General features: G+C 72.1%; 13 protein-coding genes. 1 reads left to right on the plus strand and 12 read right to left on the minus strand.

Going from position 1 to position 13,874, the window contains the following annotated elements; translation table 11 throughout:
- Nucleotides 1-48: 48 nt before the first annotated feature.
- From ACIRR8_RS22295 to ACIRR8_RS22330, 8 genes are all read right to left on the minus strand, one after another.
- Nucleotides 49-2,661 carry a polynucleotide kinase-phosphatase gene (locus ACIRR8_RS22295; protein WP_404067459.1) on the minus strand — a complete coding sequence of 871 codons (2,613 nt, stop codon included), beginning with the start codon at nucleotides 2,659-2,661 and terminating at the stop codon, nucleotides 49-51.
- Entirely contained in the window at nucleotides 2,658-4,148 is a 1,491-nt protein-coding gene (locus ACIRR8_RS22300; protein ID WP_404067613.1) for a 3' terminal RNA ribose 2'-O-methyltransferase Hen1, read from the minus strand. Before ACIRR8_RS22300 ends, ACIRR8_RS22295 begins: the two co-directional genes overlap by 4 nt.
- A gap of 58 nt (nucleotides 4,149-4,206) precedes the next feature.
- Complete coding sequence (mmuM, locus tag ACIRR8_RS22305) at nucleotides 4,207-5,130, minus strand: homocysteine S-methyltransferase (RefSeq protein ID WP_404067461.1); 924 nt, start codon at nucleotides 5,128-5,130, stop codon at nucleotides 4,207-4,209.
- Between the two features lie 39 nt (nucleotides 5,131-5,169).
- Nucleotides 5,170-6,093: an LLM class F420-dependent oxidoreductase gene (locus ACIRR8_RS22310; protein WP_404067463.1), complete on the minus strand. Its 924-nt coding sequence runs from the start codon at nucleotides 6,091-6,093 to the stop codon at nucleotides 5,170-5,172.
- A gap of 34 nt (nucleotides 6,094-6,127) precedes the next feature.
- Complete coding sequence (locus ACIRR8_RS22315; RefSeq protein WP_404067466.1) at nucleotides 6,128-6,628, minus strand: DUF6099 family protein; 501 nt, start codon at nucleotides 6,626-6,628, stop codon at nucleotides 6,128-6,130.
- Between the two features lie 124 nt (nucleotides 6,629-6,752).
- Complete coding sequence (locus ACIRR8_RS22320; protein WP_404067469.1) at nucleotides 6,753-7,112, minus strand: nucleotide pyrophosphohydrolase; 360 nt, start codon at nucleotides 7,110-7,112, stop codon at nucleotides 6,753-6,755.
- A gap of 102 nt (nucleotides 7,113-7,214) precedes the next feature.
- Nucleotides 7,215-7,619, minus strand: coding sequence for a cell division protein SepF (locus ACIRR8_RS22325; RefSeq protein ID WP_015612061.1), 405 nt, complete (start codon nucleotides 7,617-7,619; stop codon nucleotides 7,215-7,217).
- A 156-nt stretch (nucleotides 7,620-7,775) separates the two neighbouring features.
- Nucleotides 7,776-8,573 (minus strand): DeoR/GlpR family DNA-binding transcription regulator, encoded by a 798-nt coding sequence (locus ACIRR8_RS22330; protein WP_404067471.1) that lies wholly within the window; start codon nucleotides 8,571-8,573, stop codon nucleotides 7,776-7,778.
- Nucleotides 8,574-8,827: 254 nt separating this feature from the next.
- Between ACIRR8_RS22330 and ACIRR8_RS22335 the strand changes: the two genes are divergently transcribed.
- Nucleotides 8,828-9,484, plus strand: a complete 657-nt coding sequence (locus ACIRR8_RS22335; protein ID WP_404067473.1) for a DedA family protein — start codon at nucleotides 8,828-8,830, stop codon at nucleotides 9,482-9,484.
- 177 nt (nucleotides 9,485-9,661) lie between these two features.
- Here ACIRR8_RS22335 and ACIRR8_RS22340 read toward each other — a convergent pair whose 3' ends face one another.
- The 4 genes from ACIRR8_RS22340 to ACIRR8_RS22355 all read right to left on the minus strand — a co-directional run bounded on the left by ACIRR8_RS22340 (nucleotide 9,662) and on the right by ACIRR8_RS22355 (nucleotide 13,537).
- Nucleotides 9,662-10,219 carry a hypothetical protein gene (locus tag ACIRR8_RS22340; protein ID WP_404067475.1) on the minus strand — a complete coding sequence of 186 codons (558 nt, stop codon included), beginning with the start codon at nucleotides 10,217-10,219 and terminating at the stop codon, nucleotides 9,662-9,664.
- Nucleotides 10,220-10,335: 116 nt separating this feature from the next.
- Entirely contained in the window at nucleotides 10,336-11,403 is a 1,068-nt protein-coding gene (locus ACIRR8_RS22345; protein ID WP_404067477.1) for a FecCD family ABC transporter permease, read from the minus strand.
- Nucleotides 11,400-12,437, minus strand: a complete 1,038-nt coding sequence (locus ACIRR8_RS22350; RefSeq protein ID WP_404067480.1) for a FecCD family ABC transporter permease — start codon at nucleotides 12,435-12,437, stop codon at nucleotides 11,400-11,402. The genes ACIRR8_RS22345 and ACIRR8_RS22350 overlap by 4 nt, the downstream gene beginning before the upstream one ends.
- 50 nt (nucleotides 12,438-12,487) lie before the next feature.
- Entirely contained in the window at nucleotides 12,488-13,537 is a 1,050-nt protein-coding gene (locus ACIRR8_RS22355; protein WP_404067482.1) for an iron-siderophore ABC transporter substrate-binding protein, read from the minus strand.
- Nucleotides 13,538-13,874: the final 337 nt, after the last annotated feature.

Raw genomic sequence — 13,874 nt, forward strand, 5'->3', positions numbered from 1 at the left:
GGGCGGAGCGCCGTTCACCCCGCGAATCGCCCACGGCTTGGCCCGGGCTCAGAGCCGGGGGTCGACCGGCTCCGACTCCAGGGCCAGGACGGCGAAGACCGCCTCGTGGACCCGCCAGAGCGGCTCGCCGTCCGCCAGCCGGTCCAGCGCCTCCAGGCCGAGCGCGTACTCCCGCAGCGCGAGCGAGCGCTTGTGGCCGAGGAAGCGGGAGCGCAGGCGCTCCAGATTCTCCGGGCGGGTGTACTCGGGGCCGTAGATGATCCGCAGATACTCCCGGCCGCGCACCTTGATGCCCGGCTGCACCAGGCGGCCCTCGGCATCCCGGACGAGCGCGCCGAGCGGTTTGACGACCATGCCCTCGCCGCCGCGCCCGGTCATCTCCAGCCACCAGTCGGTACCCGCGCGGACGGACGCCTCGTCGGTGGGGTCCACGACGAGCCGGCGGGTGACCTGGAGCAGCCCGGTCGGGTCGTGCTCGACGAGACGGTCCAGCCAGGCCAGCTGCTCGTCGTGCGGGACGGCGGCGAGCGAGCGGCCCTGGACGGCGAGGATCTGGAAGGGGGCCAGCCGCACGCCGTCGAGCCCTTCGGTGGTCCAGCAGTACCGCCGGTAAGCCTCGGTGAACGCGGCCGCGTCCACCGCCCGGCCCTGCTGCCGTACGGAGAGGTCGCCGAGGTCGACACCGCGGGCGGCGGCGCTCTCCAGCGCGGCGAGCGCGGACGGGAAGACCGCGCCGGAGGCCGCGCCGACCGCGGCGTACTGCGAGCGCAGCAGTCCGCCGGCCTTGAGCGACCACGGCATCAGCTCGGCGTCGAGCAGCACCCAGTCGGTGTCCCACTCCTCCCACAGCCCGGCCGCGGTGACGGCCGTGCGGAGCCGGTCCAGGACCCCCTCGGTCATCACGCGGTCGTCGAGGAAGGGGCGGCCGGTGCGGGTGTAGAGCGCGCCGGTGGGGCCGTCCGTGCCGAAGCGGGCGGTGGCGGCGGCCACGTCCTTGCAGACCAGCGCGACGGCCCGGGAGCCCATGTGCTTCTCCTCGCACACGACCCGGTCCACGCCGTCCTCGCGGTACTGCGCGAACGCCTCGGCCGGGTGCTCCAGGAAGCCGTCCTCGCGGGAGGTGGCGGTGGGGGCCATGGTGGGCGGGAGGTAGGCGAGGAGCTGCGGGTCGACGGCGAACCGGCTCATGACTTCGAGCGCGGCGGCCGCGTTCTCCTCGCGCACGGCGATCCGGCCCATGTGCCGGGTCTCCACGACGCGACGGCCCTGCACATCGGCCAGGTCCAGCGGCCTGCCCTCCCGGCCCCCGGGCGCCTCGGTGGCCAGCGGCCGGGTGGGCTCGTACCAGACCTTCTCCGCCGGTACGTCGACGAGTTCGCGCTCCGGCCAGCGCAGCGCGGTCATCTTCCCGCCGAAGACCACACCGGTGTCCAGGCAGATGGTGTTGTTGATCCAGGAGGTGGTGGGCACCGGGGTGTGGCCGTAGACCACGGCGGCGCGGCCCCGGTAGTCCTCGGCCCACGGGTAGCGCACGGGCAGGCCGAACTCGTCGGTCTCGCCGGTGGTGTCCCCGTACAGCGCGTGCGAGCGGACCCGGCCGGAGGTGCGGCCGTGGTACTTCTCCGGCAGTCCGGCGTGGCAGACCACCAGGTTGCCGCCGTCCAGCACGTAGTGGCTGACCAGACCGTCGATGAACTCCCGCACCTGCTGCCGGAACTCGGGGTGCTCGGCGTCCTCGCGCTCCAGCTGCTCGACGGTCTCGGCGAGGCCGTGGGTCTGCTGGACCTTGCGGCCCGCCAGATAGCGGCCGAGCTTGTTCTCGTGGTTGCCCGGCACGCAGAGGGCGTTGCCCGACGCGACCATGGACATGACTCGGCGCAGCACACCGGGACTGTCCGGGCCCCGGTCGACGAGGTCGCCGACGAAGACGGCCGTACGCCCTTCGGGATGGGCCCCGTCCACGTAACCGAGCTTGCCGAGCAGGGTGTCCAGCTCGGAGCGGCAGCCGTGGATGTCGCCGATGATGTCGAACGGGCCGGTGAGGTGGCGCAGGTCGTTGTAGCGGCGCTCCAGGACGACTTCGGCGGTCTCGGCCTCCTCCTCGGTGCGCAGGATGTGCACCTTGCGGAAGCCTTCGCGCTCCAGGCCGCGCAGCGATCGGCGCAGCTCGCGGCGGTGGCGCTGGACGACATGGCGGGGCATGTCCGCGCGGTCGGGACGGGCCGCGTTGCGCCGGAGGCAGACCTCCTCCGGGGGGTCGAGGACGATGGCGATCGGCAGGACGTCGTACTTCCTGGCCAGCTGGACGAGCTGCTTGCGGCTCTCGGACTGGACGCTGGTGGCGTCGACGACGGTGAGCCGCCCGGCCTCCAGCCGCTTGCCGGCGATGTAGTGCAGCACGTCGAAGGCGTCGCGGCTGGCGCTCTGATCGTTCTCGTCGTCGGCGACCAGGCCCCGGCAGAAGTCCGAGGAGACGATCTCGGTGGGCTTGAAGTGCCTGCGGGCGAAGGTGGACTTGCCCGATCCGCTGGCGCCGACGAGGACGACGAGGGAGAGGTCGGTCACGGGCAGGGTGCGGGAGGCGGTGCCGGGGGTGCTGACGTCGGTGCTCGTGGTGTCGGTGCTCGTGGTGTCGGTGGTCGTGCTGTCGTCGTTCGTCATGCGGCTTTCGCCTCCTTCTTCTCGTCGGTGTTCTTGTCGGTCGCGGTGGCGGTCAGCGTGAAGACGGCCAGCTGGGTGGGCGGGCCGACCTCGGGGTCGTCCGGGCCGACGGGCAGGTGCGCGACGGTGTACCCGTGGCGCTCGGCCACCTTCTCCGCCCACCGGCGGAACTCGGCCCTGGTCCACTCGAAGCGGTGGTCCCCGTGGCGCACGTGGCCGGCCGGGAGGGACTCCCAGCGGACGTTGTACTCCACGTTCGGCGTGGTCACGAGCACCGTGCCGGGCCGCGCCGAACCGAAGACCGCGTACTCCAGCGCGGGCAGCCGGTCCAGGTCCAGGTGCTCGATGACCTCGCTGAGCACGGCGGCGTCATACCCCTTGAGCCGCTTGTCCGTATAGGTGAGGGAGCCCTGCCGGAGCGTGACCCGGTCCGCCTGCCGCTCTCCCATCCGGTCCAGCTTCAGCCTCCGCGAGGCGATGGTGAGGGCGCGCATCGACACGTCGACGCCGACGATCTCGGTGAACCGCACGTCCTTGAGGAGCGCCTGCACCAACTGGCCCTGCCCGCAGCCCAGGTCGAGCACCCGGTGCGCACCGGCTCCGCTCAGCGCTTCGAGGATCGCGGTGCGCCGGTGCTCGGCGAGCGGGACCGGCTTCTCCTCGGTGTCGGTGCTCTCGTCCACCGCGTTGTCGACGCTCTCCACGTCCAGGTCGTCCGACTCCGCGAGCCGGACCAGCTCCAGAGCCTGGTCGGCCTGGCGGGTCAGCCCCCAGCGGTGGGAGAGGTAGCGCCGGGTGATCAGAGAGCGCTCGGGGTGGTCGGCCAGCCAGCCCTCACCGGCCCGCAGCAGCTTGTCCACCTCGTCGGGCGCGACCCAGTAGTGCTTGGCGTCGTCCAGCACCGGCAGCAGGACGTAGAGCTGGCGCAGCGCGTCGGCCAGCCGCAACTCCCCTTCCACCACCAGCCGTACGTAGCGGGAGGCCCCCCACGCCGGGAACCGCTCGTCCAGCGCCACCTCCGCCACCTCGACCCGCTCCCAGCCGAGCGGCCCGAACAGCTTGCGCACCAGCTCCGCACCGCCCCGGGCGGGCAGCGCGGGCACCTCGATCCGCAGCGGCAGAGGAGCCTCGGCCCGCTCGGGCAGGGCGCGGCAGACGCCGGCCAGCGCGGACTTGAAGACGGCGGCGAGGGCGACGGAGAGGAGCGAGGAGGCCGCGTAGGGGCGGTCGTTGACGTACTGCGCGAGCGCCGCGTCGGGCGCACCGTCCCGGCCCTTGCCCTTGCCGCGCCGCACCAGCGCCACCGGGTCCACCTCCAGCAGGAGTGCGGCCGTGCAGCGCTCGGCGGACGCCTCGGGGTAGAAGACGTGCGCGGTGCCGTGCGAGGTGGAGAACGCCTGCGCCCGGTCGGGATGCTTGTGCAGCAGGAAGCCGAGGTCCGTGGCGGGGCGTTCGAGGGTGCCGGTCGTACTGATCGTCAGGAACACCTGTCCGAGTATGGTCTCCATCCTCCGCCCCCCACCAGGCATTTTCGGTGCTCCCGGCTCAGCGCTCCAGCAGCGCCGCCAGCTCCCTGATCCGCTCGGGACCGACCCGGCAGCAGCCGCCGACGAGCCGCGCCCCGGCCCCCGTCCAGGCCCGCACCCGCTCCGGGTCGAACGTGGACCGCCCGGTCCACCCCCTGCCTTCCGCGTCCCAGCCCTCCCCGCTGTTCGGGTAGACCACGGCGGGCTTGCCCGTGACCTCCACCGCCAGCCGCACCGCCTCCTCCGCCTCTGCCGGATCGCAGCAGTTGACCCCGACCGCCACCACCGCCTCCCGCCCGGCGGCCACCGCGAACGCCTCCTCCAACGGCTGACCGGCACGTGTCCGGCCACCCGCCACGCTGTACGAGAGCCAGAGAGGCAGCCCGGTCTCCTCCGCCACCCGCACCACCGCCTCGGCCTCGGCCAGATCGGGCACGGTCTCCACCGCCAGGATGTCGGGCCCCGCCTCGGCGAGCGCCACCACCCGGGGACGGTGGAAGCGCTCCAGCTCCGCGGCGGTCAGCCCGTACCGCCCGCGGTACTCGCTGCCGTCCGCGAGCATCGCCCCGTACGGGCCGACCGATGCGGCGACCCAGACCTCCCGTCCGGGGTCGGCCCGGCGGGCCGCGCCGGCCGCCCGCCGGGCCAGCTCCACGCTGTGGGCGAGCAGCGCCCCGGTCCGCTCCGGGCCGGCCCCGTGGCGCGCGAACCCCTCGTACGTGGCCTGATAGCTGGCCGTGATGAGCACCTGCGCTCCGGCGCGCAGATACGCCAGGTGGGCGGCCTCGACCTGTTCCGGCGCGTCGGCCAGCAGCCGGGCCGACCAGAGTGCGTCGGAGAGGTCGCACCCCTGTGCCTCCAGCTGGTTGGAGAGGCCTCCGTCCAGCAGGACGGGCCCTTCCTCCAGCGCTTCGGCGAGCGTACGGCCGGGGCTCACGGCCATCTCCTCCTCCGTCGTCCGGTGTCCGTTCGGAAAAACGAGTCAGGTCAGCTGGGACTGGATCTGCGAGGAGATCAGCTCCAGGTGGTCCAGGTCGTCAAGGTCGAGGACCTGGAGGTAGAGCCGGGACGAGCCGATCGCCGCGTACCGGCCGATCTTGTCGACCACCTCGGCGGGGGAACCGGCCAGCCCGTTGGCCTTCAGCTCCTCCACGTCCCGGCCGATGGCCGCCGCCCGCCGGGCCACCTCCGCGTCGTCCTTGCCGGCGCAGACGACCAGGGCGTTGGAGTACACCAGGTCCTCCGGGTCGCGCCCGATCGCCTTCGCCGCCGCCCTGACCCGGCCGAACTGCTTCTCGCTGTCCTCCAGCGAGGCGAAGGGGATGTTGAACTCGTCCGCGTACTGCGCGGCGAGACGCGGGGTGCGGGTCGCGCCGTGGCCGCCGATCAGGACGGGCACCTTGGCCTGGGCCGGCTTCGGCAGCGCGGGTGAGTCGGTGAGCTGGTAATAGGTGCCGTCGTAGCTGAAGGTCTTGCCGACCTCCGTCGCCCACAGGCCGGTGACGATCGCCAGCTGCTCCTCCAGCCGGCCGAACTTCTCCTTCGGGAACGGGATGCCGTAGGCCTTGTGCTCCTCCTCGAACCAGCCCGCACCCAGACCCAGTTCGACCCGGCCGCCGGACATCTGGTCGACCTGCGCCACCTGGATGGCGAGCACACCGGGGAGCCGGAACGTGCCCGCCGTCATCAGCGTGCCGAGCCGGATCCGCCGGGTCTCGCGGGCGAGGCCGGCCAGGGTGATCCAGGCGTCGGTCGGGCCCGGCAGACCGTCGCCCGAGCCCATGCGGAGGTAGTGGTCGGAGCGGTAGAAGGCGTCGAAGCCGAGGTCCTCGGTGGCCTTGGCGATGGTGAGCAGGGTGTCGTAGTCGGCCCCTTGCTGGGGCTCGGTGAAGATTCGAAGATCCATGCACCCATCCTGCCCCTTCGGTGGCTCCTCTTCCTCAGGGCCCCGCCGCCGAGGGGGCGGGGCCGCGTATCCCGCCGTAGGGGCGCTCGCGCTCCTTCTCCCGCTCGGCCAGCCGTCTCAGCAGCCCGTGCACCCGGTCCAGCGACTCGTCGGCCGCGTCCATGGCCTCGATGCACTGCCAGTACAGCCCGTCCTCGCCCGTGTCGCAGGCCACCGAGACCAGCGCGATCCCGGCCTCGCCGAGAAGCAGGGCCAGCCCGGTCAGCGCCGTCCGCACATCCGCGATCCCGGTGAGCTGCGCCGCCCGTGCGCCCCGCCCGAGGGCCGCCGGGTGGTCCGGCGCCGCGCAGCCGCCGTCGATCTCACCGAGAGCCCGCGCCTCTCCCCGTAACTCCATCGGGCCGAACAGGGCCAGCCTGCTGCCGACCGTCCGCGCGAGGGCCTGCGCCTGCCAGGCCTCCGCCATCACCTCCAGCGCGCCCCGGCTCTCCGCCAGGGACCGCCGCCCAGTCTCGATGAGTCGCTCCGCTTCCATGCGTTTCCCCCGTCATCACGAAAACCCGCTCACCTCTTTCATTACCCACAGTGAGGTAGATGGCACCGTAAGGCCAGAGGAAATCGGAAATCTGTGGACACAAAATCGATTGTGGATAACTTGATCACTCCGAAGAGTGACGATCCTGGTGTTCCGGAGGGCTCGGGACGGGGAAGCGCCGCTCGTTCCGGTCCATCTTGGCCGCCAGCGCCTCCAGCGGATCGATGGAGAGCACCTCGCAGAACTGGAGGAGATAGGCGAGGACGTCGGCCACCTCGTCGGCCACACGGTGTGCCGCTTCGGGCTCGTCCATGATCCGGGCGGACTGTTCGGGCGTCAGCCACTGGAAGATCTCGAGCAGTTCGGAGGCCTCGACACTGAGCGCGGCCACCAGATTCTTCGGGGTGTGGTACTGACCCCAGTCCCGGGCCGCCGCGAACGCGGCCAGCCGCCGCTGGAGTTCTGCCACATCGAGTTCTGTCACGGTCCCAGGTCTACCACCGCCGCCCCGGACGCCCACGAGCGGAGCGGGCGTCCGGCGGCGAGGCCGACGAGGCCGACGAGGAGAGGCGGGAAACGAAGGGGACTACGACTGGGCGAGCCCCGCCGGGGTGACCCCCTCGACCTCCATGCCCTCCGGAGCCAGCAGGAAGACGTTCCGGTCGACGCGGTGCATCCCGCTGCCGAGCCCGAAAACCACGCCACTGCTGAAGTCGAGAATCCGCTTGGCCACATCCGTCTCGGCGGCCGTCAGGTCGAGCAGCACCGGAACCTGGGCGACCAGGTACTCCGCGACCTCGCGCGCGTCCGCGAAGACCTGCACCCGCAGCACGACCAGGCGTCGCTGCTCGGCCGCCCGCTCGTCCGGAACCGTGCGGTGGTCGATACGGGACGGCCACTCGTCGCGGCCGCGCAGGGGTACGACCTGGGCGAGCCCCTCCCACTGTTCGTCGGTGGCGTCATATCTGTCGTACCGGTCGTACCTGCTCACACGGCCACCCCGTCATCGAGCCGGTCGCATGTGCGCCGGCTGCACTCACTGTTCATCGGCCAATCCTCTCGTCCCTCACCCGTTCGGCGTACCAACGACACGGCGAACGGCCGGATCGAGTCACTCACACCGAGCTCTCAGGACCGCTCCGAGCCCTCACACCGTGATGACCTGGACGCCCGCCTCGCCGAACCGGTCCTTCGCCTCCGCCGTGATGTGCGCGTCGGTGACCAGCACGTCGACCAGGCCGAGATCGCAGACCCGGGCGAAGGCCCGCCTGCCGATCTTCGAGGAGTCGGCGGCGACCACCACCCGCTGCGCCCGCTCCGCGAGGAGCCGGTTGACGCTGGCCTCGCCCTCGTGGTGGACGTAGGCGCCGCGCTCCAGGTCGATGGCGTTGACCCCGAGGACGGCGACGTCGAGCGTGATCTCGTTCATCACGCCGACGGCCAGCGGGCCGGTCAGTTCGTACGACTGCGGCCGGGCCACGCCGCCGGTGACGACCATCTTGATCTGCGGCCGGATCGCCAGCTCGCTCGCGATGTTGAGCGCGTTGGTCACCACGGTGAGCGTGGGCTGACCGCCCGCCACCGGTGTCTCGCCGACGATGTCGGGCCGGACCGCCAGCGCGCGGGCCACCTCCGTCACCGTCGTACCGCCGGTCAGACCGACCACCTCGCCGACGGCGACCAGACCGGAGACCGCGCGGCCGATGGCCTGCTTCTCAGGGGCGTGGCGGCCGGTCTTGTAGCGGAGCGCCAACTCGTACGAGACACCGTGCGCGACCGCTCCGCCCCGGGTGCGGGTGAGCAGGTGCTGTTCGGCGAGCTGGTCCAGGTCGCGGCGGATGGTCGCGGCCGACACGGCGAGCGCGGCCGCCGCCTCCTCGACCTCCACCCTGCCGTGCTTGCCGACCAGTTCCAGCAGCGCGTCCCACCGGGCGTCCCTGGCCACGTGCGCCTCCTTCGCCGTCCGGTGCCGGGCTCCGCGCTTCCCGGGAACGCGGTCGCCGGTGGCCGGACCGCCGCAAGCGTCGCACAGGCGCCGGGCTACCGGGCCCGCACCCCACGCGCCCCACGCCCTCGACCCGGACGCGCTCGGTCAGCCGACCCGGCCGGTGGTGCCCGACCAGGCCTGAGGGAGGATGGGCGGCAGGAGGCGGTCATCTCCCCTCCACTCACCCGACACCCCCACGCCGGAGAGCCTTCATGCACCTCGCACTGTCAGTCGCTGCCGAGGAGCCGCAGGGCGGGATCGCGGGGTGGGCCACCGGGCTGGTCGAGACGCTCGGCGGGCCGGGTGCCGGTCTCGCCATCGCGCTGGAGAACCTGTTCCCCCCGCTGCCGAGCGAGGTCATCCTGCCGCTGACCGGGTTCGCGGCGGCGCAGGGCGTGCTCAGCCTGGCCTCCGCGCTGTTCTGGACGACGCTCGGCTCGGTGGTCGGGGCGGTGGCGCTGTACGGGCTCGGGGCCGTGTTCGGGCGGGAGCGGATGCACGCGCTGTGGGCCAAGCTGCCACTGGTCAAGGCGTCGGACCTGGAGCGTACGGAGGAGTGGTTCGCGCGGCACGGCACGAAGGCGGTCCTGCTGGGCCGGATGGTGCCGGTCTTCCGGAGCCTGATCTCGGTGCCCGCGGGTGTGGAGCGCATGCCGCTGCCGAAGTTCGTCGCGCTGACGACCGCGGGCAGCCTGGTGTGGAACACCGTGCTGGTGCTGGCGGGTTACTGGCTCGGCGACAGCTGGGACGTGGTCGGGACGTACGTGGGACTCATGTCCAAGGTCGTGCTCGGGCTGGTCGTGCTGGCGGCGGCCTGGTGGGTCGTGAAGCGTGTCCGGGGCCGCAAGGACCCCGCGCGCGGCGAGTGACGCCCGGCGCCGGCCCGTACGGAACAAGGCTCCGGCGCCGGCCCGTACGGAATCACGCCCCGGCGCCGTCCGTCCCAGGCCCCCTCCGGCGCCGCCCGCCCCGGCACGCCTTCCGGCACCAGCGGTTCCCGGACACCACCCGGCGCACGGGATGGTGTCCGGGACGCGGCAGCCCGGTCAGGACTCCTCGAAGTAGGCGTCCAGGGCGGCGTCCAGCTCGGCCGGCCACTCCTTGAGCTGCGTCCGGCTCGCCGCCTCGACCTCGGCGTTGAACCAGCGCCGGGTCGACAGGTGCACGGTCACGGTGAACCGGCGGCCGAAGCGGGCCGGGTGCGTCTCCACCGCGCCGATCTCGGCCCAGTCGAAGTCGGCCTCCTGGTCGTCCAGCGTGAACCGGATGCCTTCCCGGGCCACCCGGATCGAGCCGCGCCGGTCGCTGATCTCGAAGACCGGACCGTCCTCGGCCGCTTCCGGTTCCGCTTCCGCCTCTTCGGCCGCCGCATCCGTCTCGGTCCCGGTCCCGGTCTCGGCCTCGGCCTCGGCCTCGGGAGCTTCTCCGGCCGCCGCTGCGGGCGCGTCGTCGTCGCGCTCCGCGTCCGTCTTCGGTTCGGCCTCCGCTTCCGGTTCGGTCTTCCGGGCCGTGGCGGGCGCCGCCAGGCCGGGGAGGGGGATGAACGCCGGGTCGGTGCCTGCGGCGAACTCGGGCTTCTTGTTCGAATCTATGCTCTGCTCCACGGCGGGCAGTATGGTCGACGAACCTGTACGTGACCAGTCGTCATCGTCTCCGGCACCCGTCGCCATGGTCTCGGCCTGGCCTCCGGCGTCTTCGCGGCGCGGAGAGGGCCGTGCCGTCACAGCACTCCCCGGCGCCACTCGCGTATCAGCAGATAGCCGAGGTACGCGCCGCCGATGGCCATGGTGTAGATCCCGACCGGCAGGTCCTCGAAGAGGGGCAGCTGCTGGGCGCAGAGGTCGGCGGCCACCAGCAGCAGGCCGCCCGTGAGGCCGGAGAGCAGCAGGTGGGGGCCGGATCCGCGGGTGAGGCGCCGGGCGATCTGCGGGGCCGTCAGGGCGATGAAGGCGATGGGTCCGGAGACGCTGACGGCGGCCGCCGAGAGGGCGATGGCGAGGACAACGGCGAGCGTCTTGGCCTTCTTCGGCTCGGAGCCGAGCCCTTCGGCGATGTCGTCGCCCATTTCGCCGATGTCGAGCCGCCGGGAGATCAGCGCGGTCAGCGGAGCGACGGCGAGGAGGACCAGCCAGATGGTGGTGGCGTCGGTCCAGGACCGGGCGGTGAGGCTGCCGTTGACGTACGCGGTGAGAACGGAGGCTTTGTCGCGTTCCAGGGCGTAGACGACGTACTGGGTGACGGCGGCGCCCATCGCGGCGACCCCGATACCGGCGATGACGAGCCGGGCCGGGTTGCGGAAGCCGGTGCCGGTGGACACGTACACGAGGCCCATCGCGGCGACCGCGCCGATGAGCGCGCCGACGGCGACGGGCACGGTGTCGGGGAACATCAGCGCGCAGATCGCGGCGCCCGCGCCTGCTCCGGCGGAGAGGCCGATGACATCGGGGCTGCCGAGCGGGTTGCGGGTGACGGACTGGAAGAGCGCGCCGGAGAGGCCGAGCGCCGCGCCGACCCCGATGGCGACGGTGAGGCGGGGGCCGCGCAGCCGGTTGAAGACGAAGCGGTCCTTGCCCTCCGCGTCTCCGAGGAGCGCCGCCGGCAGGTCGGCGAGGTCGAGGCCGAGGCGGCCCCAGGTGAGCGCGGCCACGGCGGCGGTGAGGAGGAGGACGAGGAGCCCGGCGCCGGCGAGGACGGAGGCGCGGCGCATCGGTAGCGCCACGGTGCGGCCGACGACCAGATAGCCGCGCGGGGCCTTGACGGGCCTGCGAAGGGGTTCGGTGACGGTCATGTCGTGCCCCGCATCCTGCGTACGGCGATGAGCAGCGCGGGTGCGCCGATGAACGCGGTGACGACGCCGACCATCAGTTCGGTGGGGCGCATGACGGTCCGGCCCACCACGTCCGCGAGGAGCAGCAGGCTCGGCCCCAGCAGCGCGGAGAAGAGGAGCTGGACCCGGAAGTCGACGCCGACCAGGGCCCGTACGACGTGCGGTACGGCGAGGCCGACGAAGGCGATCGGGCCGACGGCGGCGGTCGCGGCGGCGCTGAGCAGCGTGGCGGCGAGGAGCCCGCCGCCCCGGGTGCGCGCCGGGTGCGAGCCGAGGGCCACGGCGGTCGCGTCGCCGAGGGCCAGGGCGTTGAGGCCGGGGCCGAGGGCCAGCGCGAGGAGGAGGCCGGTGCCGGCGAAGGGCAGGACGGACCAGAACACGTCGAAATCCCGCCCGCCGAGCGCCCCGACGACCCAGTAGCGGTAGCTGTCGAAGACCTGGGGCTTGCTGAGGGTCACCGCCTGGATGAACGCCATCAGTACGGCGGTGAGCACCGCCCCGGCGAGCACCAGGCGCACCACGCTCGTGCCCGTACCGGCGGAGCCGATGACGTGGACGAGCACCCCGGCGACCAGCGCTCCGGGCAGCGCCCACCACATGGTGTCGGTGGCCCCGGAGGCGCCGAACCAGGCGGTCGCGGCGACGATGCTCGCGGAGGCGCCGGCGTTGATGCCGAGGAGGCCCGGTTCGGCCAGCGGGTTGCGCGAAACGCCCTGCATGAGCGTTCCGGCGACCGCGAGGCAGAGTCCGGCGAGGACGCCGAGGGCGGTGCGGGGGTAGCGGCTCTCGATGATCGCGGTGACGTTGTCGTCGGCGGTTCCGCCGAGGACGCCGAGGACATCGCCGAACGAGGTGGAGCGGCTGCCGAACATGACGCTCGCGCAGAGCGCGACCGCCAGCGCCGCGACCGCCGCGAGCAGGAGGAACGCCGTCCGGGCGGCGCCGGTACGCGAGGTACCGGCGCCGCTCGGCGGTGCGACCGTGGTGGTTGCCATGGGAGTGGAGTGTGCCTGGTGGCTTCGGCGGTTCGGATACCCGGCCGGGGTTACTCGCCGGCCTTCTTGACGGCCTCGTCGATGATCGGCAGGTAGCGCTCGATCGTCCACGGCACGGTCAGCGGGTTGATGATCGAGGAGGCGGTGACGAAGGAGTTGTCGTTGCTCGCGACGACGGCGCCCTTCTTGATCGCGGGGATCGCGCCGTACAGCTTCTGGCCCTCGATCTCCTTGCGGTTCTTCGCGTCCGTGTAGAACGTGAAGACCACGTCGCTGTCCTTCAGCTTCTCGGCGTTCTCCAGGCCGATGAGGGCGGAGTCGGTGCCGGGCGTCTCCTTGAAGCCGTTGACGACCGGGTCGACCTTCAGGCCGAGCGAGGAGACCATCTTGACGCGCTGCTCCTCGGGCTTGAAGACACCGAGGGTGCCGGGGCCGGAGTTGTAGATGTAGGAGAAGGTGACGTCCTTGTAGTTCGGCCGGGTGGCCGCGGCGTCGGCGAGCTGCTTCTCGATCTTCGTCTTGAGGGCGTCGGTGTCCTTCGTCCGGCCGAGCGCCTTGCCGATGATGTCGATCTGCTGGTCCCAGTCGGTGCTCCACGCCTGGTCCGGGTAGGCGACCGTGGGGGCGATGTCCTTGAGGACGTCGTACTGCTTCTGCGTGATGCCCGACCACGGGGCGAGGATCACGTCCGGCTCCAGCTCGGTGATGGCCTCGAAGTCGATCTCCTCGCCGCCCGCGAACTGCTTGGGGAGCTTGTCGCCGGACTTCTTCACGGCCTCGTCGATCCACGGCAGGTAGCCGGACTTGTCGCTGCCCCACGGGTAGCTCTCGATGCCGACCGGGGTCTGGCCGAGGGCTATCGCGGTCTCGGCGGAGCCCTGGCCGAGGGTGACGATGCGCTCGGGCTTCTCGTCGATCTTCGCGGTGCCGAGGGAGCTCTTGATCGAGACGGGGAAGGCGCCTGCGCTCTTCCCCGCGTCCTTCGCCGAGTCTTTGCCGCTGTCGGAGTCCGAGGAGCAGCCGGCCAGGACGACGGCGAGGGCGACGGCGGTGGCCGAAGCGGCAAGAGTGTGACGACGCACGCGGGTGAAGTCGAGCATGGGTGTTCCTCATGGTTGGACGAGCGAGTGAGAGTTAGGCAAGCCTAAGCTAAACGTACAGGTGCCCTCGACGCCCCCTCCCCTCCCCCCTCTCCGAGCCCTCCTTGAATCACCCCGGAAGGGCGGTGCTCGCACCGACCCGGCTGATGGGCGAGATCCTCGACGTGGGCTGAGCCTCGGTACGGACCGAGTCCTGTGCGGGCCGGGCCCAATCCCCTTGCCGTACGGCTCCGAATCACTGGTAGGAGCCCGTCCGGACTCCCGCCGGCACGGCAGGTGGGACCCATGACCCGACCACGCACACCAGCACAGGCACAGGCACAGGCACAGGCACGAT

The organism is Streptomyces sp. NPDC101178 (assembly GCF_044767965.1).
Lineage (GTDB): Bacteria > Actinomycetota > Actinomycetes > Streptomycetales > Streptomycetaceae > Streptomyces.